At 43.9% G+C, this 19919-nt stretch carries 21 protein-coding genes; 8 read left to right on the top strand and 13 right to left on the bottom strand.

Features of this window, described 5'->3' with window-relative positions; all coding sequences use genetic code 11:
- Positions 1–6: 6 nt before the first annotated feature.
- Positions 7–1494, bottom strand: a complete 1488-nt coding sequence (gene lnt / locus AWH66_RS01190) for an apolipoprotein N-acyltransferase (protein ID WP_240495582.1) — start codon at positions 1492–1494, stop codon at positions 7–9.
- An 831-nt stretch (positions 1495–2325) separates the two neighbouring features.
- Here lnt and AWH66_RS25825 point away from each other — a divergent pair.
- Complete coding sequence (locus AWH66_RS25825) at positions 2326–2478, top strand: hypothetical protein (protein WP_167360918.1); 153 nt, start codon at positions 2326–2328, stop codon at positions 2476–2478.
- 270 nt (positions 2479–2748) lie between these two features.
- Here AWH66_RS25825 and AWH66_RS01180 read toward each other — a convergent pair whose 3' ends face one another.
- From AWH66_RS01180 to AWH66_RS01170, 3 genes are all read right to left on the bottom strand, one after another.
- On the bottom strand, positions 2749–3405 hold the full coding sequence (locus AWH66_RS01180; protein ID WP_063604892.1) for an HAD family hydrolase: 657 nt from the start codon (positions 3403–3405) through the stop codon (positions 2749–2751).
- A gap of 110 nt (positions 3406–3515) precedes the next feature.
- A complete protein-coding gene (locus AWH66_RS01175) occupies positions 3516–4190 on the bottom strand; it encodes a hypothetical protein (RefSeq protein ID WP_063604891.1) in 675 nt (224 codons plus the stop codon).
- 30 nt (positions 4191–4220) lie between these two features.
- Positions 4221–4685, bottom strand: a complete 465-nt coding sequence (locus AWH66_RS01170; protein WP_063604890.1) for a c-type cytochrome — start codon at positions 4683–4685, stop codon at positions 4221–4223.
- A gap of 119 nt (positions 4686–4804) precedes the next feature.
- Here AWH66_RS01170 and AWH66_RS01165 point away from each other — a divergent pair, with 119 nt between their 5' ends.
- The 3 genes from AWH66_RS01165 (at position 4805) to AWH66_RS01155 (ending at position 6372) form a co-directional block, all read left to right on the top strand.
- A complete protein-coding gene (locus tag AWH66_RS01165; RefSeq protein ID WP_063604889.1) occupies positions 4805–5443 on the top strand; it encodes a cytochrome b/b6 domain-containing protein in 639 nt (212 codons plus the stop codon).
- 2 nt (positions 5444–5445) lie between these two features.
- Positions 5446–5874, top strand: a complete 429-nt coding sequence (locus AWH66_RS01160) for a MarR family winged helix-turn-helix transcriptional regulator (RefSeq protein ID WP_063604888.1) — start codon at positions 5446–5448, stop codon at positions 5872–5874.
- A 207-nt stretch (positions 5875–6081) separates the two neighbouring features.
- A complete protein-coding gene (locus tag AWH66_RS01155) occupies positions 6082–6372 on the top strand; it encodes a putative quinol monooxygenase (RefSeq protein ID WP_006069292.1) in 291 nt (96 codons plus the stop codon).
- Between the two features lie 270 nt (positions 6373–6642).
- Here the strand turns inward: AWH66_RS01155 and AWH66_RS25820 are convergent, their stop codons facing one another.
- From AWH66_RS25820 to AWH66_RS01140, 4 genes are all read right to left on the bottom strand, one after another.
- Positions 6643–6813: a hypothetical protein gene (locus AWH66_RS25820; RefSeq protein ID WP_167360917.1), complete on the bottom strand. Its 171-nt coding sequence runs from the start codon at positions 6811–6813 to the stop codon at positions 6643–6645.
- A 225-nt stretch (positions 6814–7038) separates the two neighbouring features.
- Positions 7039–7824 carry a slipin family protein gene (locus AWH66_RS01150; RefSeq protein WP_063604887.1) on the bottom strand — a complete coding sequence of 262 codons (786 nt, stop codon included), beginning with the start codon at positions 7822–7824 and terminating at the stop codon, positions 7039–7041.
- Complete coding sequence (locus AWH66_RS01145; protein WP_063604886.1) at positions 7817–9169, bottom strand: NfeD family protein; 1353 nt, start codon at positions 9167–9169, stop codon at positions 7817–7819. Before AWH66_RS01145 ends, AWH66_RS01150 begins: the two co-directional genes overlap by 8 nt.
- A gap of 117 nt (positions 9170–9286) precedes the next feature.
- Positions 9287–9715: a VOC family protein gene (locus AWH66_RS01140; RefSeq protein ID WP_063604885.1), complete on the bottom strand. Its 429-nt coding sequence runs from the start codon at positions 9713–9715 to the stop codon at positions 9287–9289.
- A gap of 218 nt (positions 9716–9933) precedes the next feature.
- Between AWH66_RS01140 and AWH66_RS01135 the strand changes: the two genes are divergently transcribed.
- A complete protein-coding gene (locus tag AWH66_RS01135; RefSeq protein ID WP_063604884.1) occupies positions 9934–10473 on the top strand; it encodes a porin family protein in 540 nt (179 codons plus the stop codon).
- Between the two features lie 98 nt (positions 10474–10571).
- Entirely contained in the window at positions 10572–11576 is a 1005-nt protein-coding gene (locus AWH66_RS01130; RefSeq protein ID WP_083399919.1) for a LysR family transcriptional regulator, read from the top strand.
- Here AWH66_RS01130 and AWH66_RS01125 read toward each other — a convergent pair.
- Positions 11551–12150: a TetR/AcrR family transcriptional regulator gene (locus AWH66_RS01125; RefSeq protein ID WP_206360029.1), complete on the bottom strand. Its 600-nt coding sequence runs from the start codon at positions 12148–12150 to the stop codon at positions 11551–11553. The genes AWH66_RS01130 and AWH66_RS01125 overlap by 26 nt on opposite strands.
- Before the next feature lie 109 nt (positions 12151–12259).
- Here AWH66_RS01125 and AWH66_RS01120 point away from each other — a divergent pair, with 109 nt between their 5' ends.
- A complete protein-coding gene (locus tag AWH66_RS01120) occupies positions 12260–13342 on the top strand; it encodes an efflux RND transporter periplasmic adaptor subunit (RefSeq protein ID WP_063604882.1) in 1083 nt (360 codons plus the stop codon).
- A gap of 8 nt (positions 13343–13350) precedes the next feature.
- Positions 13351–16446 carry an efflux RND transporter permease subunit gene (locus AWH66_RS01115; RefSeq protein ID WP_063604881.1) on the top strand — a complete coding sequence of 1032 codons (3096 nt, stop codon included), beginning with the start codon at positions 13351–13353 and terminating at the stop codon, positions 16444–16446.
- A gap of 79 nt (positions 16447–16525) precedes the next feature.
- Here the strand turns inward: AWH66_RS01115 and norW are convergent, their stop codons facing one another.
- The 4 genes from norW to AWH66_RS25815 form a co-directional block, all read right to left on the bottom strand.
- Positions 16526–17668, bottom strand: coding sequence for an NADH:flavorubredoxin reductase NorW (gene norW / locus AWH66_RS01110; RefSeq protein WP_063604880.1), 1143 nt, complete (start codon positions 17666–17668; stop codon positions 16526–16528).
- Positions 17665–19122, bottom strand: a complete 1458-nt coding sequence (gene norV / locus AWH66_RS01105; protein WP_063604879.1) for an anaerobic nitric oxide reductase flavorubredoxin — start codon at positions 19120–19122, stop codon at positions 17665–17667. The genes norW and norV overlap by 4 nt, the downstream gene beginning before the upstream one ends.
- Before the next feature lie 281 nt (positions 19123–19403).
- Positions 19404–19742, bottom strand: a complete 339-nt coding sequence (locus AWH66_RS01100; protein ID WP_063604878.1) for a TehB family protein — start codon at positions 19740–19742, stop codon at positions 19404–19406.
- 29 nt (positions 19743–19771) lie between these two features.
- Complete coding sequence (locus tag AWH66_RS25815; RefSeq protein WP_164491498.1) at positions 19772–19918, bottom strand: hypothetical protein; 147 nt, start codon at positions 19916–19918, stop codon at positions 19772–19774.
- Position 19919 lies beyond the last annotated feature (1 nt).

The following is a 19919-nucleotide window of genomic DNA, read 5'->3' as shown; positions in this document are numbered from 1 at the left end:
TTTCCTTCATTCTGATTTAAAAATAAAGCGCGTTTGCGCAAAACGTTGGCGAGGGACCAACAGCGTCGTCATGATGACGCCAAGGAAAAGCCACCCTAGCCAATCGCTACCCCAAGTGGTGTATCTCGTCTGAGATAGCGAAATAGGAACATCAACATCGAGTGCAGCGGTGTGCGCCTTAGGCGTCTTATGCGCGACCACTCGTCCTTGAGAATCAATGAATGCCGTAAACCCTTGATTAGTTGAATAAAGGAGAGGTTTACCCACTTCGGCTGCACGCACTTGGGCAAGCCTCAGTAAAAATCGTTTTACCCATAGAGTATGTGTCCAAGCCACGTCACCAAGCAGCACCAAAACACCGCTTGATATGTCGCGCAAGGAGCGCGAAAACACATCGGACTGAAAGGCGTCATAACAAATCGCAAGCGTGACCGTGCTGTCTCCTATAGAAAGGAAAGCCGATGAGTGAAGCCCTGATACTAAGTCTTGGCCTCGAGATAACGGGAGGGATTGGAATAATTGGCGAAACCATGGTGGACGAGCCTCACCAAAAGGCACCGGATGCTGCTTATAATAGACAGGTTTTGCATCACGGCTTTGAAAAATGACATTGTGAAGATGCTGGCCATTTCGAAACAGTCCTCCATAGAGTGCCGTCGTACCGGCGCGCGCGAGTGCTTCAAAAGATGGCGCTATCCACTTGTCCACATCCTGATAGGCCACCGACAACGTCGACTCTGGCCAAATCACCAACGATGGTGCGCCTGCGCCCAATGATAAGGCCGTAAATTGCTCTACTCGCGCAATCACTCGTCCTTTAGAACGCTTCTCTTCATCGGAGAAATCGCCATGAATGAGGCGCACTGATATCGTCTCAGTGTCTATCTTTGGAGTGGTCAGTAACGAGTTACCCCCCCACAGAGCCAGTAACACCATAGAAAGAATAAGAAGCATGGTGATATGAAATTGGAGCAATCGAATGATGGCAAAGGCACTGAGACTAGCGATACCGTAAACCAGAAAAGCACCGCCGACGCTACCAATGGTGCTGAGCCAGCCTGAAAACCCAACATCCAACACAAGCAGCCCAGGATTGAGCCACGCGAAAGAAAAGTCAGTATGCTCTCTTGCCATATCAAGCAAAGTGAGAAAAAAAGGAAGGACGAAAAACGTTCGCTTGACTGACAGGTGATGAGTAAGTAATGGAGGCAGCAAGAAACTCGCCGCCAATATCAGAATTAAGACAGGCCACAGCACATACTGTATCCAAATGGCTTCACCGTATTCACCGTGAAGGTAATCTCGCACCCACCATAAGGATGTGCCGTAAAAGCCAAACCCTGCCGTAAACCACAACCTAAGGCGCCCCCAGAATGAGGCGCAGTGATGGTTTGCGAGCATGAGGGCACACCAAGCTATCAGTACAAACCACAGCGCATAGTGTGTACTTTGGTAGGCAAACGCCAGCCCACTTCCAATGATTAAGCCCGTCACATTAACAATCTGCCTGCATTATAAATTTGATGGCATATTACTCAGCCACCAAGGCATATAGAATAATATAATAATTATATTGCTAGATATGGGACGGGGTTCATATTAAAAGACCGAAAAAACACACAAAATAGAGCTAAAGGTTTAAGTTGTAATCTCGCCACTATTTGAGCTTTATGCATTGGTTCTCATTTGAAAATCGCCGATTTTCTATATTCAAAAGCGACAATATGTTTACTGAAATATTCAAATTCGATGCTTTTTTAGTCAAAAATGTACAACAAAAAGGGTGCTTATTGATTAAGTGGTATTGTCCTTTTCAACGAAACATAGACCGCTTAGTTTTTTTCCACTCGAGTAACCGTTCTTGTGGAAACATTGGTTAATTTGACGGAATCGCTGATACTTAACTCATTGATGACTTTTAACTGATAGATTTTTCGTGAAGCTCTCGTTCGACTTGTTGTCCATGATACTTTCCTTCTTCTCGATCCTTTATGATTACCTTGATCATAGAGCCAGCATATTCATCAGTGATTTGAGGAAAGAATGCAATGTGATTGGTCGGTAACGCCGTTGACTATACTTGAGCTGGTGATTCACGCCTGTATTAGTTCGATGATCGAAAGCTGGTGCGATTAAGCGATGAACACGCTTCGTGTAAGACTCAGTTGACAGAGGCATCTCGATCTGAGGGAAAGCATTAACCCACCCACAGCGCAATTTAATTACCCAAGGTTTGGGTATGAATAAGCCATTAAAGCCAAGCATCGCGAAATTTTATCCATTCCTGTCTAGGTCGTAAGTGCTTTGCAATGACGGGAGAGCTATATGCTTAGTGAGAAAAATATTGCCAAAGTCTTTGAACTGCCTTCCATAACAGAACAAACCGAAGCATTAAAAGCTGCCCTTTTAGCTACTGAGGCCAGTGATAACTTTACTGCAATCCTAGTCTCTATTGAAATAAGTGATTATGCGCTGTAAGTAGACAGGTATTATCTCTGTCTATGTCGGGTTTTATAAAGTTACATTTATTACTTTAACTAATTAATGTCCAAAACTTTTCTAGAAATTGATTAAAATTTAGTGCTCATACCGTGATGGGGCGCGTGATAAAGCTGCTTACCTGAATCAACTGTAATATCCACCAACAATTATCTAAAGAACATAAAGTGATGACAAATTTAGGAGAATAAGAGGTTCTGTGAGTTGCCTCTTAGCAACTCACTTTTTTATATCTATTGGCTCGTTTTCTCATATCGCGGCATGACGATCAACTATCGCTATCACATCCTGCACCGACTCCACGACATAATCCGCAATTGAAAACGCAGGGTTATTTTTAAAAGGCATAGCAATGGTGGCTAGTTGCGCAGCAACAGCGGCTTTCACACCTGTTAGGCTGTCTTCTAATGCGAATGCCTGATCCACTGGAATATCTAATCGCTGACAAACTGCCAAATACACATCGGGAGCGGGTTTGCCGTTTGCTACGTCTTCTGCGCTTAACATCAAATCAAAGCTTTCCTGTATGCCTAGTTTTTCCGTCACCGCATGAATAATTGGATAAGCAGAAGAACTGGCTAGAGCGAGGCGAAAGTCTCTTTGTTTCAAGTCTGAAATCAGTGTCGGAATCCCCTCAATCGCCTCGCCTTCCTGCTCGACAAGTGCAACTACTCTTTGCATTATCTCTGATTCCAGCACCTTGGCATCCACACTCAAGTTAAACATTTGAATCCATGTAGCAGCGATATCGTCAAGTCGTTTTCCCATAGTGTTTTCAATACAGTCGTCAATCGTGGCGCTTGCTCCGTAATTAGCTAACACTTCAATCTGCGCCTTTCGCCAAAAAGGTTCTGACTCAATAAGTACGCCATCCATATCAAACACAAAAAGTGACTTTGTCGTCATGTCTTATCCTACTTCAATCTGAATAAACTCTATGGATAGTATAAGGTTATCCCGGCCAGTGGAATAGAAAGGTAGGCCGCAACCGACACTTGATTGCAGCACTTTGTGTTTTACAATTTGCTCATATCTAGCTTGTGACCCAGAGGCTCGACTTGCACGTCGGCGTAGCCCATTGTCACCGCCTCAAATTGCTTACTCATTTCCAAAGCATGTGCGGCATCTTTAGCAAGCACCGCCACCAAATAAGTGGGTCTGACAACACCATTCTCTAAATTCTGAGTATTGATGTACGACGAGGTTACCGTGCCAACTTGATTAAGTGCTATCACTCGCTGTAAATCAATGCCCAATACTCGGTCAATTTCCAAAGGCTCTAACCCAGACTTCCAAATGAAGGTGAGGCCAAAATTATTCGCTTGCGGTGTGTTGTCTAACCACTTTGAGCCCAACAGCTGAATGTGGTTTATTCTTACCAAATTTTGTTGGTACAAAGGTAAACTTGCTAACTGGTCACGCACCGATTGCTCGCTTTCTGCTTCCATAACGAATTTTAGTAGCTGCGTTTTCTGTCCGCCTACTAGGCTATTTTCGACAAACATGTCTTTGATTTTTCCGTTATCCACCAGCTTCTTGAATGATGCTCGCTGTTCCGGCATCGTCTTAAGTACTTGTGTGATATCATCAGTGTTCCACTTTAACTCAACGCCATAATCGTACGCATAAGCAGAGCCAGCCCCTACAAGAAGTGCACCGATAACAAATAGATTTTTGATTATTTTTCTCATGACTTTACCTTCTAATTCAAATGATACTTCTTACCAACGTGAGCGATAGCTGCGGTGACAACTTTTACACGTAGATTCCGCGGCCTTTAGCCCCTTCTCGACTTCTTCAATAGATTGATTTTGCGCACCAAGCGCCACCTGCTGATAACCTTGTTGCATCTGTTGCATTAATCGATTGAATTTATCCGGCTTACTCCACACGCTTTCTTTCGCCTTACTTCCTTCTAGAGTCCCTAAAGCAAAGGCACCGTTTAGCGCATCACTGTTAACCACAAGTTGCTCGCTCGCTTCTAACAAAGTCTGCCAGTCGGGATCACTGCCATCGAGCGTTTTTTTAACGGCCTTAGTTTGTGACTCAAGGGCTGTAAAGGCTTTTTGCCGCGCGTCTATGATGTCTAATGTTGCTGAGTCCGGAGCGGAATACGCTAGAGATGAAGTACCTGTCGATAATACGAGCAAGAATACTAATTTGGTCGTTGAATGATGAGTGAACATATTTCCTCCACCTGATTTGTACATCGTTGTTGATGCATTTAATTTACACAACAATTATTGCATACGCAACAGTTGTTGTGTAAATTAATGTCAACTATTTAAGACTAAAGGATCAAATTATGCAAAAAGTTAAAGTTTGGGATCTTGCGACTCGACTCTATCACTGGATTCAAGCCCTTGTTTTTGCGGGGCTAGTATTCACTGGCTTTAGTAATCAAGGGCCCCATATTCAATTGGGGCTAGTTTTATTTACATTACTGCTTTGGCGCGTGATATGGGGTTTTATTGGTAGTGAAAGTAGCCGATTCCGTTCTTTTCTTAAGCATCCAAAAACAGTTGTCCGATATACATTCGGTAAGGCAATCTCATATGTTGGGCATAATCCGCTAGGTGCAGTCATGGTTGTTGCAATGATCGGTACATTACTCATTCAGTGTGTTACCGGCATGCTTTTAGCTGGAATATTTGATGGTTTGGAGAGTATCGGCATTTTTATTCCCGAGCCTCTTTATGACATTGCAGACACCATTCACGTAGTATTCGCTGACATGTTACCAATCATGGTCGCGCTGCACGTTGGAGCCATCGTTATCTACAAACTACGTGGCAAGAGTCTACTAATGTCTATGTTTACAGGACAGCAAGCGCTCAACGCAGATGTACAATCTCCTACTTTATCGAGCAACTTTAAAGCGTTGTTAGTGCTAATCATCTCAATATTAGTTACGATGACAATAGTTGCTTTTTCAATGGTGTAAAAATGAAGACAGAATTCGAACGCCAAACCAGCTTTGGTTGGCTACTAAATGTTGTGGCAAATCATGCATCAAAAGAGTTTGATAAAAGATTAAGAGAAAAGGGGCTGACGCTCGCGTTGTGGCCAACTCTAATGTGTTTGTGGGAAAAGGAAGGCGTCACTCAGCGAGAAATCGCGCAGATGTCCAAGGTAGAAAGCTCAACAACGACTAGAACACTCGATAAATTAGAAGCTCTAGAATTGGTCGAGCGACGTGCCGACCCAGAAAGCCGTCGTTCCTTCAGGATCTTTCTGACAGGCAAAGGGAAAGCCCTTAAAGAGGAAGTCATTCACCTACCGGTCGAAGTTAATCAAGCGTTGCTAGCCGGGCTTGAAGAAGAAGAACAAAGAACTTTGATCGCGACATTACAGAAGCTAGTAGGGCGTATTTAAGTCCATCGGAGCCACTCATATCGCTTTAACTGAATTGTTTGAATGCTTATGAGTGGCACAACGGTTCGACTCCAGAAACACGTCAATTATCAATAATGGTTTGATAATCTTTCAAATCTCTCATTATTTTTGTTTTATTTAAGCCAAGATAAGATGTTGTTACCCAGTTACTACCTACCAAAAGATCCATTCTAACGAGGAAATACCATGGCCAAGCTGACTATTGTCGCTAACATCATTGCAAAACCTGATCAGATTGAACTTGTGAAAGCAGAGCTTCTCAAACTCATTGATATCACACGTAAAGAACAAGGTTGTATAAACTACGATCTACACCAAGATAATGAAAATCCTGCGCACTTTGTATTTTACGAGAACTGGGAGTCGCGCGAGCTGTTAATGGCACATTTAGCCGCGCCACATATTGCTCAATACAAAGCAGCAACCGACGGCGCCGTTGAGAGTTTTACGCTTAACGAAATGACTCAAGTTGGCTAATTGCCACCAAACTATTGGCCAAATAGTAACGCCCTAATGACAAAAATCGCCCAAATTTGTAAGGCAAGGTATTCTAGCTTTATCCATAAATCCATAGTTTTACCGCAGTCCATTGTATGAACTTTTACGGTAACAAGGTATGTGAGGATTGACAGTGAAGAATTCTCAGAACAATGAATACAGCGTGAAGGTTATTAATAGTGCTGTTAGATGCTGGTCATTAGGGTAACAACTAAAGTACGCCCAAACGATAGTTTGGGCGTACTTTTACTACTGTTTCTCAAAAGTTCCTGTACTTTTGATCATCACATCTAGAAAGCCTGATGCGTTACTTTTATCAGAGGCGGAGCTTTTCATCTGGCTCTGTGCGCCCTTCAAGCGAGCCATAAGCTCTTGTCGCTGCTTCTCAACATCACTAAGTGTTTCTTTTTTATCAGTCATGATAGCGTCTCCAAATAAGTGAGAGAATGCCACCTAAACTAATTTCATTCACACAAGGTAACAAGGCTGTACCTATTCACTATCCAATTAGTTCCACCCATCCACCTTTCAAACGTTGTAATATGTATAAAAAGTTATATTCATTTCAATGACCTACTCAAACTCTATGCGGTGGGCTATCTATTCGGTTTTAAAATACACCTTAGTCAACAATGGTATCGAAACTCACTTTTTGCTGTCTTTATCCTTTTTGTTAAACAGTCCATCTAAATACTCCATTGGCATAGGGAATAAAATGGTGGAACTTTTCTCTCCAGCAATTTCTGTCAACGTTTGCAAATACCTTAGCAGCATGGCATTAGGCTCTACAGACATCTTACTCGCAGCTTCAACCAATTTATCAGACGCTTCCATTTCTCCAGAAGCATGAATAACCTTGGCACGTCGAACTCGCTCTGCTTCTGCCTGCTTGGCTATTGCTCGAATCATACTTTCATTGAGATCCACATGTTTGATCTCAACGTTAGACACCTTAATACCCCAACCATCAGATCTAGCGTCTAAGATTGCTTGGATGTCAGCATTTAACATGTCTCTGTTGGCTAGCATTTCATCTAGCTCGTGCTGCCCTAACACCGAGCGCAGTGTTGTTTGTGCTAACTGCGATGTCGCCGCCATATAATCTTCAACATTAATAATGGCTTTTTGTGAATCAACCACTCTGAAATAGATCACTGCGTTGACACGAACCGACACGTTATCTCTACTAATGACATCTTGACTAGGCACATCCATAACCACGGTTCGTAAATCAACCTTTACTATTTGTTGAATCAAAGGAATGACAATAATTAAGCCCGGCCCTTTCACTGTTTGAAATCGACCTAGAAAAAAGACCACTCCACGCTCATACTCTCTCAAGATATGAAACAAACTAAACGCCACAAGTAGCGCTAGGACAATGAGTGCGACTGGGGTTAGTAGGCCATGAGTTATTACTTGTTCAATCATGCGCTTTACTCCCTGATAGTTTTTTTACCACCAACGTTAGTCCGTTGACTTGAGTAACCTCAACCATGTCTCCTGTCTGAACAGGCCTATCGCATATTGCGGCCCAGCGTTCACCTTCAAGCCAAATAAACCCCTGATCATCTATGTTTTCTGATGCCTCGACTAACGTACCTAATAGCGCTTCCTCTCCGATTACCGCCTGTTTTTTTCTTAACAACCAAGCACGTCGCAATACAAATATAACGAATGTCAAAGACGTTAATGCAATAAACAAAATCAACTTGACCGAGACTTGAAAAGCAGGAAGGTCAGTATCAATCAGGAAAATAGAGCCTAGTACAAACGCTACGATGCCGGAAAAACCAAATAATCCAAAACTTGGTATGAAAGATTCGGCTATCAACAAAGCAATTCCAAGTACCATTAACCCAACTCCCACGTAGCTCACTGGCAACATCTGCAGAGCATACATAGCGATCATAAGACATATCGCCCCAGTGATACCTGCAATACCAAAAGAGGGACTATAGAACTCCAGAATCAAGCCGTAGATTCCAATCATCATCAATAGGTAGGCGATATTCGGGTTAGTGATGGTAGAAAGAAACTTATGCCGCCAATTAGGAGCCTTAGGGACTAGCTGAGCTTCCTTGAGGTTGAGTTGTACGGTTTGCTCGTTGAACACCAGTATTTGATTCTCTAGTTGTGAAACCAGTTGTGCTGGCGAATCGGAGATGTAGTTAATCACGTTAAGCTCTAAAGCCTCCTGAGAGGAAAGTGTTGCCGCCTCTTTTACCGCCTTTTCGGCCCATTCAATGTTCCGCCCCCGTAACTGAGCTAGAGAACGAATGTAAGCAATAGAATCGTTGAGGATTTTTTTCTCCATTGCAGAAGGAATCTGGTTCTGGTCTTCGCCTTTTTCTGGTTCCGAGCCTGCAATATTCACAGGAGTCGCGGCTCCCAATGTTGTTGCAGGTGCCATAGCGGCGATATGACAGGCGTAGAGCATATAGGTGCCAGTGCTAGCAGCTCTGGCACCTTTAGGGTAAACAAGGCAGAGGATGGGTTTGGAAGATGCGAGTATTTCTTGATTGATATCTCTTAAACTAGAAACCAAACCGCCGGGAGTATCTATCGTGATGATAACCGCTGAGATCTTCGGAGACAGGTTGGCACTTTCGAGCTCTTCGAGCACATACTCCCCTACAGCGGGACCGATGGCTCCACTGATACTAAGAATGGGTATGGTTGTTCTGGTTTCCTGAGCCAAAGGTATATTGGCTGTCATACTACCGAGAATGAGCAACAGGAAAGCCAGGACGCTTGCTGTGGCTGTTCGACGCATATCCCCTTCCAAAGTAGGGTTACTGTTTAAGTGTAGTTCTCAGTCGAGAACTACTCAAGAGAGCGCCAAATCGTAGAGTTCACTTAATCGCTTTAAAAAAGCGGAGAGGACGATAGACTACAAACTGTAATCGTTACGTTCATCATTTTGTTCAGAAAAGTACTCCACAAATTCAAATTGCATATTATGCGTATCCATATAGTAAGCACTACGTCGATGTGGGTGGTCGCCCCCCCAATGGTCTAATTCATATCCAGCCTGCTTTAGCTGCTCCACTGTCTGATTCAGATCGTCAACGACAATTCCAATGTGCTTTACCCCAGTCCAGTGTGTATTCCAATCTTCCACTTGTTTATCGCCACCCGACTGTAGAGCAATATAAGAGCGATCATCTCCGACATGAAACCACTCCACTTCTTTGCCATACCATTCTTCCATCTTTCCCTGACCTCTAACGCGCCAATCTGGCAATGCTGCCAATAAAAATTCTATCGTTTTCTTAGGGTTAACTAGCGTAATGTTGGCATGTTCAATATATCCATTCATTGTATTATTCCTTCTTTTAGTGATTGAATCTTAGCTTAATTCCTCAAGTTAACTTGAGGTCAAGAACTATTTAACAGCGAGGTCATAAGTAGAAGTTATCAGACTATTAATAACTGATGATTAGTGTCTTTTTAACTAATCATTAAACTAGCCCTCATCGAAACAGAGCACGGAATGCAAACCACAAGCAGGATTGCTTTTACAATTAAGGGTTAGTAATGAAAAAGTTATTTCTTGCCACCGCTATCGCAGCAATCTCAACTGGCGCAATTGCAAATGCAGATTTTAGTGGTCACCGTGTTGGTATAGGTGCTTCAAACCTAGAATTTAGTGATTCAGCGGGAAGCTGGAATTTAGGAACGGGCGTTAAAGTTGAATACGGTTATGACTTCAACCAAATCTTTGGTATCAACGTGTCATATGCATGGAACCAGGACGATGTTTACGTTCCATTCTACGACGAGACATTGGATTACAAAGCTCGTACCTTAAAAATTGATACCGATATTGGTTACGCCTTTGACCTTGGTCAAGCGTGGATCAAACCTTACGGTGTAGTTGGTCTTGCTTTCCTAGGTGATGAAGTTAACACATCGAACTTTGGCAAAATAACTGGCAATGACTCAAGTGTCTATTTAGGTGCTGGTGTTCGTGGCCAATTGGACATGGGGCTGTATGCTGACCTTCGCGTCGACTTACCAATGTACGGTGATCTTGACGCGGACTACCTATCATTTACGGTTGGTTACAAATTCTAACCTATTAAATAACAGGCAGTTAAACCACCTATCCCAAGCCAATGTGATTCCACGTTGGCTTTTGACGTATTTCTAACATTGAGAGTGCTAACATTCCCATGCCATCCATAAAACTGAGTAATCCAGTGGCTAAAGACCGCTTTGCTAATCTCGATCTTAATCTTCTTCGCGTCTTCAAGGTGCTTTACGAAGAGAAAAACATGCGTAAAGCGGCGGAACGATTGTACGTATCTCAACCAGCCGTCAGTCAATCACTACAAAAATTGCGTCATCAATTTGATGACCCGTTATTCGTTAAAGTGAAATCAGGTTTAGCACCAACACCATTTTCTGAGCAGCTATCGAGCTCGTTACTCCCTCTACTGTACGATATTGAAAATGTCATCAATGATAGCGATGTCTTTGACCCCGCTCAGCTAGACCAAGACATTACCATTGCTCTCTCTTCGAGTTTTGTTTTCTCCATTTCTGGTGAGTTGTATCGCTATTTTCGTGAACATGCTCCGGGCCTGCGAATCCATATAGCATCGTGGAATGATCAAACGGTAACCGCTATTGAGAAGGGAGAAATACTATTAGGGATCAATGCTGAACTAACCGACAGCTACCCGTTCATGGAAAAGCGAACAATTGGTGATATTAACGCCTGTCTGCTTGTTAGAAAAGACCACCCGATTACTAAGAAAAAGGTAACGGTTGAGTCTATGTCGAAGTATCCATTAGCACGACTAATCGTCAGCAACTACAGTAAGTATACAAGCCCTACCGTTGAAATCTTTAAAGGGTTGGGGCATCCACTCGAGGTGGGATTTAGCTCTGAATACCCAGTCGCACTTATTGATGTAGTTCAGCAATCAGACATGTTTATGGGAACCTCAAACTGCTTCCCAATACATAACTATCCAAATTTAGTCATGCTCAGCCCTGACCAAGTGTTACCAGAAGCGCAGTATCCTGCACTGTCCTATTTCCACAGTCGCCACCAAAACAGTGCGTTGGTCAACTGGCTCAATGAGTCGATTACCCATATTTTTCAACAACGTAAAACCGAAAATGCGAATTACCACCTATCATCGGTTAGCAACCCGCTAGAAACAGCGTAACGCACTCTTCTATGTATTGTTTGCGCTGCACTTCAGTTTGCACACCACTCTCGCCCAAAAACGCCCAATAAGCTGCTTTTCCGTGAAACATCAGCAGAAGTTGCATCGCCGCGTTTTCTGAATCATTGGGAAGAGAAATCGTGCCTTTTTCGTGGTGGCGTTGAAGATAATTGGCTAGAACATGGAGCGTTTTTTCTGGACCAGATTTTAGGTATAGCGCAGAAATTTGAGGGTGAGACTTCACCTGTCCTACTGCATTTCGAAACGTTTGCAGAACTTGCTCTTCAAGATGCATGTTCTGAAAACGAACACCAAACTCTACCAACGTAGGCTTGATCGGACTATCCAAACTTAACGCCGATTCATCAATCGCGCGCTGCTCACATCGGTATTGGATGCAGGTTTCGAACAACAGGTCTTTAGTTTTGAAATGAGAATAGACGGTTTGCTTTGAGACATCGGCTAGTTTAGCGATCTGATCCATACTCACCTTGTAGCCATGTTCGCAAAACAACTCACCCGCCGCTTTTAATATCTGTAGTCTCTTCTGTTCACTTTTTTGGATCATGCTCACAATACCAGTAGCAACCTTTGGAATAACTAATTTTTAACACAATCAAACTAGACAGTCTAGTTTGATTGTGATTATTCTATGACCAATAGGTTAGGTTTATAGGATGTCTATGATGCAAACAAAGCAATTACTAACAAAAGCATCAGCACTAGCAATTCTGATTTTGCTGCAAGGTTGTCAAAAATCAGAACAACCAGAGGTAAAGGCGGTCGATCCTTTGACTGTCTCCACCACTGAAATTACGTTAAGCCCTTCATACAAAGTTCAAAGAGAATACGTTGGAACGGTGAAAGCAGGTCAACAAGCTAATCTTGGCTTTGAGCTATCTGGTAAAGTGGATGCGTTGTTTGTCGATGTGGGTGACGTTGTTGAAAAAGGCGCACCACTCATTAGGCTCGATACTGATTTATTGGTCACCGAAGCTAACCAGTTGAGGGCGCAAAACAATGAAGTGCGAGCCCAGCTAAAGCTCGTTGAAGCCAATCTAAAGCGTCAACAGTCTCTTAAGTCGAAAGGCTTCAGTGCAGAAGCTGAAATAGATGCTCTCACCAGTCAAGAAGGTGTATTGCAAGCCAATCTTGTACGGTTACAAGCCGCGTGGAACGCGAACAAATTAAAACAAGAAAAGTCGACCATCCTTGCCCCTTATTCAGGCGTTATAGCCAAGCGACATGTCTCTCTTGGAGATGTTGTCAACGTCGGCACACCAACCTTAGTACTGCTCGCCAGTGCCGGTAAAGAGGCCTTTATCGGTATTCCAGCTCAACAACTTGAGCGCGTTACCCAACTGACGTCTCCTGACGTACGAGTCTCTAGCACTCATTATGGCGTCACACTTCTTAATCCGGGAGCGATGGTAGACACCAAATCACGCAGCGTGTCACTTCGCTATCAGTTTCCCGAAGATGCTCATGTTTTGGAAGGAGAACTGGCCTATTTGGCATTCGAACAAACGATTGACGAATCAGGTTACTGGGTTCCACTCACCGCGCTTATTGATGGCTTGCGAGGAGTGTGGAATGTTTATGTCATAGGCGCCGATAGTAAAGTAGAGCGTCGCAGTGTGAACGTCTTATACGCCGATAGCCAGCGTGCCTTCATCAATGGTTCACTTGCCAATGGCGAGTCTATCATTGCCAGTGGCCTACACCGTGTTGTTCCGGGGCAACCCGTACAAATAAGCTCTCAATAGGTGGTGATATGAAAGCAGTTCAAATCATTACCAATACTCGGTTACTCATTTTAATGACCGCTCTGTTGATCGTAAGTGGTCTCGCCGCATTTTCGTCATTACCAAGAGCAGAAGATCCCATTATCACGAACCGTTTTGCCAATGTAACGACAAGCTTTCCGGGCGCAAGTGCCGAGCGAGTCGAAACCTTAGTTACTGAGGTAGTGGAAAACAAACTTAGGGAGCTTAGTGAAGTCAAACTACTAAGTTCAACATCTAGGCCAGGCATCTCTATTGTCACAATAGAGCTGAAGGATGAGATTACGGAGCCAGAGCCAGTCTGGTCCAAAGCAAGAGATAAACTGTCCGACATCACCCCTGTTTTGCCAACTGGTTCAGGCGCCCCTGATTTAGACAGTGACCACACCTACGCCTTTACCATCATTTCCGCGCTAACTTGGGACGGCCCTGGTAAAACAGATATTCTAACATTAGGACGTTATGCTAAAGAGTTAGCTAAAAGACTCAGAACATTATCAGGCACTGAGTTTGTTGATGAATACGGCATGCCAAAAGAAGAGATTCAAGTTAACCTGCGTACCGCTGACACCGCGGCGTTTGGTCGCTCAAGTATCAACATCGGTGATAGCCTAACAGGCGCAGACGCGAAAAACTCTGCCGGGCAACTGGTCAGCCATTTTGCCCGCTTTGGGCTGGAAATTGAGTCCGAGTTAGATTCTATCGAGCGAATTAAACAAGTACCTTTAATCGTTGACGATAACGGTCATATTATTCGACTCGAAGATGTTGCCAGCGTCACCCGCAGTCCTAAGACACCAGAAAGTGAAATGGCGCTCATTGATGGCGAACCCGGTGTTATTGTTGCAGCTCGAATGGTGCCTGAGTTACGTGTTGATCAATGGACCGCTAGAGCAATGACGGTCATTGAACGTTTTCAGCAGGATTTACCCAGCAATATCAAGGTTAACATACTCTTTGATCAACAAGGTTACACGACGACACGTTTGGTCGATCTAGGGCAAAGCTTGCTTATCGGTTTTAGTCTGATTCTGATTGTACTGTTTGTGACTTTAGGCGTAAGAGCAGCCGTGCTGGTCGCTATTGCGCTGCCCCTGACTTCGATGTTTACCCTGTCACTAATGAAAATGACGGGCATCCCTATTAACCAAATGTCGGTGACAGGACTTATCGTCGCATTGGGAATCATGGTGGATAACGCAGTGGTCATGGTGGACACCATCCAAAGCTATCGATTAAAAGGTCAGGCTCGCTTAGAGGCGACCATCAATGCACTGTCACATCTATGGGTGCCATTGTTAGGTTCAACACTCACCACCATTCTCGCCTTTGCTCCAATTATTCTGATGCCCGGCGCTACTGGAGAATTTGTAGGCGCAATTGCGATCACCGTGTCCTTTTCTTTAGTGGGTTCTTATATCCTCTCACACACCGTCATTGCTGGGTTCGCGACTATGCTATTGCCTAGCCACGCGTCGGGAGACCATTGGTACAATACAGGGCTTCGCATTCCCGCTTTGACCCATGCTTTTGCTCGTTCAGTAAAACTGGCGATCAAACACCCTGCTATTTCTTTGCTGCTTGTCTTAGCCGTTCCCATTACTGGCTATTGGAGTATTTCTCAACTGACTGAACAGTTCTTTCCACCTTCGGATCGAGACATGTTTGAGGTACAAGTATTTTTACCTCCACAAGCCAGTATTTACGCGACTGAGGCGTCTACGGAGCTTGTGGACAACATCATTCGTTCCTATGAAGGTGTAGAGCGAGTCGATTGGTTAGTTGGCGCTAACTTCCCATCGTTCTACTACAATTTACAAGCCACGCAAAACAACGCGCCGTACTTCTCACAAGCCATGGTTAAAATGGATTCATTCCAAACCGCTAATAAAGTCATTCCAGAGCTTCAGGAGAGGTTAAACAGAGAAATCCCTTCCGCTCAAATTTTGGTGAGAAAACTAGAACAAGGTCCTCCGTTTAAAGCACCAATAGAGTTACGAGTCTATGGTGAGAATCTCGATACGCTCAAATCTATAGGAGAGGATATCCGTCTCATTCTTGCCAATACGCCTCATGTCACACACACCAGAGAAACTCTACAACCTGGTACACCAAAAGTCTGGTTAAAAGTGGATGAAGATACTGCCAAGCTCAATGGCATTACGCTCAACCAGTTTGCCAACATGTTGCAAGCGACATTAGTCGGGCGAGAAACTGGCTCAGTCACTGAAGGCAGCGAGTCTATTCCTATTCGTGTACGTGTTGCTAATGAAGAGCGAGAAAACCTGTCACACCTTGGCAATTTACGTCTGCCTATTTCTTCCAACACCTATACCACAGGAGTCAGCGTCTCGACACTAGCCGACCTTGAACTCACCACCAGCCGTGGCGCAATCACCAGACGCAATGGCGAGCGCGTTAATACCATTGAGGGCTATATCCAAGCGGGAGTGCTACCACAAACGGTACTTAATGAGTTCCAACAACGTTTGTCCCAATATACCTTACCGGCGGGTTATCATATCGATTTTGGTGGTGAGTCCGCAGAGCGAGACCGCTCTGTAAGTCTGCTTATTTCGAATATTTCGGTTGTAGTGGTCTTGATGATTTTGGTCGTCGTCATGTCGTTCAATTCGTTTAGACTAAGTACGATCATCTTTATGGTAGCGGGATTAGCTGGAGGATTAGGGCTGCTCTCTGTGTGGGTCTTCAACTATCCATTTGGCTTTACCGTCATCATCGCGATGCTGGGCATCATGGGACTAGCTATTAACGCGGCTATCGTAATTTTGGCGGAGTTGAGATTAGATGAGAAAGCTTCGTCAGGCGACATCGATGCTTCCGTCGATGCAGTTATGGCATGTACTCGCCATATTACCTCAACCACTATCACTACCGTTGGCGGATTTATGCCATTGATTATCGCAGGAGGAGGCTTCTGGCCACCATTCGCCGTGGCTATCGCAGGTGGTACCGTCCTCACGACATTGATCTCTTTTTACTTTGTTCCTGTTGTTTATCGAATGATGGTTAAACCTCGCAAGCAAAGAAGCCTTAAGCCAGAAGCTAAACAACAGGCGCTTTAAGCAGTGCTGAAAGAAACAAAAAACACTCACCTCAAAGACTGGGGTGAGTGTTGTTTTCTCTTAACAGCGGTCGTGAGTATTAGACCAACTCCCTTAATAATTTAAACGACTCAGGTGCTCGGCCTCGTGTCGCGATAAAACCTATCATGTCATCGTTGTCATTAAATGCGGTAGCTAAAATACCATTAGTACTAGCGTCGTAGTTCCAGCGAGTAACCTGTTTATCATGGACAACGCCAGCAAACTGAATTGGGTAGTTTGGCGTTTTTACCTTAGTCAGCATAGTTGGTAATGTCAGCTTTGTGGCGTCTCCCGTCAACGTTTTAGCAAGAGCACTCGCACTCATCACGATAGGTTGTAAAAACGCCCTTACTTCTCCTTGAATTTCAGCACAGTCACCTAGGGCGAAGATATTGGCAGTGGAAGTACAGAGGTAATCGTCAACGATAATACCTTTGTTCACTTCCAGTCCCATGTTTTTCGCTAATACCGTGTTGGCCCGAAGACCAGCACACACGAGTATTTCATCGACCATCAACTCTTGACCTTGATTCAAAGTAACAAGTTTTGCTTCTGGACCTTCATCAATATGAGTCACAAACGCATCGGTGATAACCTTAATGCTTTCTTGTTGCAATGCCTGCTTGAGTTTCAATTCGATGTAGTCAGGTAATTGGTTCTGCATTAATCTTGTAGCAGGTTCAACTAAGAAAACCTGCTTTCCAACACTCGCAAGATCCAGTGCCACTTCCACGCCAATTAACCCACCACCCAGTACTAATATACGAGATGCGTTTCGCCAACGTGTTTGATTTTTCTCGTAGTCAATTAACGAATTGTGAGTAAGGAAATCTTGGGATGCAGAGCCTTTAAAGACTGGAATAAAGGGACTCGCTCCCGTCGCTAAGACCAGTTTTGCAAAGCCCAGCTTTTCACCCTCCACTTCAAGAGTCTGCAGCTGAGGGTCTACATGCTCGACCCAAGTGTTGGTATATAGCGCAATACCATACTCTTGTGCGAACGGTTCTGCCCGCTTAATGATGACCTGTTCAGCGGTTTGCATTTTGGTGAATACATGACTTAAATCTGGCTTGTTATAGTCATGTCCGTCATCACCCGTCACTACAGCCACTGAGACTGAGTTGTCGATACGCCGCAATGACTTAACCAATTGATAGGCAGCAAAACCGCTCCCTACAATGACAATGTCGAACTGCTTCATGCCACGCCCTCTTTAGTGTGAGGTGCAAATACGTCTTTCCCTAGGTTACATTCTGGACACAAGAAATAGTCAGGCACATCGTCCCAAGCCGTCCCTGGTTCAACACCTTGATTCGGTTCTCCTTGAACTGGATCATATACCCAATTACATACCGTACAAATCATGCATTGGCAGTCGGAATCATGGGGTAACTCGGACGTAGCTTTACCCTCATCGCTCGCCGCCGTATTGAATTCAATAGGAGTGACATTGAGATCGCTCAATGCCCACTGCTTGGCGATCTTTTGCCCATAGGCTTTGCACTCTCTCATTGCTTTGCCATCGGGACGCCATTTAGTTTTAATACTCTCGGTTGTTTCAAAGCCTGCGTCTGTCAAGCGTGTATGAATACGGTCAACAGCACCACCGTTCCAACCATAACTACCAAACGCAGCTGCTTTCTTTTCTTTGAACCTTAAACCTGTTATCTCTTCTAGCATGCCCGCAATTTTCGGCATCATCACATTATTCATGGTCGACGATCCTACGAGTACACCTTTCGAACGGAACACATTCGCCAGTATTTCATTCTTGTCTTGGCGCGAGACATTGAAGACCTTCACTGCGACGCCTGGATCCACATCGTGAATGCCTTGTGCGATGGCATCAGCCATCATTCGAGTGTTATTCGACATGGTGTCGTAGAAGATAGTGATGCGATCTTCTTGGTAGTTATCCGCCCATTGCAAATACTTCTCGATAATTTGAATCGGATTGTCACGCCAGACGATGCCGTGAGAGGTCGCAATCATGTCGACTGGAAGATTAAAACTTAAAACTTCTTTGATTTTCGCTGTCACTAAGGCACTGAATGGCGTCAGAATATTAGAGTAGTAACGAAGGCATTGCTCAAACAGTTCCGCTTGGTCCACTTCATCGTTAAATAGGCGCTCATCACAGTAATGTTGACCAAATGCGTCATTACTAAATAGCACTGCGTCTCCTGTTAGATATGTCATCATACTGTCCGGCCAGTGCAACATTGGCGCTTCAACAAAGATAAGCTGCTTGCCATTGCCAATATCAATGCTATCGCCCGTCTTGACCGTTTTAAAATTCCACTCAGGATGGTGATGGTGACCCACAATAGAATCGATGGCGGCTTCTGTGCAGTAGATTGGCGTATTGGGGATTTTTTCCATTATCGCAGAAAGTGCACCTGAATGATCTTCCTCAGCATGATTGATGACGATGAAATCGATAGAGTGCAAATCGATCTCCATTTCTAAGTTTTGCAAGAACTGATAACTAAATTTGTGGTCAACAGTGTCAATCAATACTGTCTTTTCTTCACGAATAAGGTAACTGTTGTAACTCGTCCCCTTTGTCATTTTGTATTCTGTTCCATGGAAGTCTTGAACCTCCCAGTCGCGTTGTCCTACCCAATGAATGTTGTTTTTTACGTGAATTGTCATGTTACTACCTTATACATAATCAACGTGGCATTTAATCTATCTCTTCTATTGCATCGAGTGTGCCAACTTTTCATGAAAACATATCTCATTGTATTTAAAGGATATTAATTCTATTTAGCATGTAAAATTATCTTTATGACAAGACTTAATAGTAATCATTAAGACTAAATATTGTTTATATGACAAACCAAAAGATAGAAAAAGGCTCCTGTATGAGGAACCAAAATGGCCTGGAGGCCTAATTCATTGATTTTTCGATCACCGCGGTTAGTGCATGATGATTACGACTTAGCGTGGAACATTGTTTGGCCTTGCTTATCACTCTCAGACCAGAAATTAATATTAAACTGAGCATCATCACTTATCTCAATGCGATGCCAGTATTGTGGGGGGCTGGTAGCAAATTGTCCTGCATGAATGACAACTTTTGTTTCTGGCTCTACCGCATTTTCATCCGCAAACCCATAGTAGGTGACTGTACCTTCCATAACACATAACTGTCCAAACACACCCTTTGCAGTATTGTGATGGGTGAGTAACGCCTGTGGCACAATGTCTGAGGTGAAAAATGGAGTAGAACGTTGAATGGTCCAATGTGAAGGAATTCTTAAATGGCTCATGGAAGTCTCCAATACTTTTATCAGTAAAATTAGAATGTTAGAAAACGTGATAGCAGTGTAGCTAGCCACGACGATGTTCGGTTTGAAACAGCTCTTGGTGTGACTTCAAGGCTGGTAATTTGATACCACTCTGCATTCGCCTCTTGCAAAGGACTGTCTAAGTGTAATTGTGTCATA

The organism is Vibrio barjaei (assembly GCF_001639065.2).
GTDB lineage: Bacteria > Pseudomonadota > Gammaproteobacteria > Enterobacterales > Vibrionaceae > Vibrio > Vibrio barjaei.
This window is presented reverse-complemented; position numbering and strand designations above follow the sequence as displayed.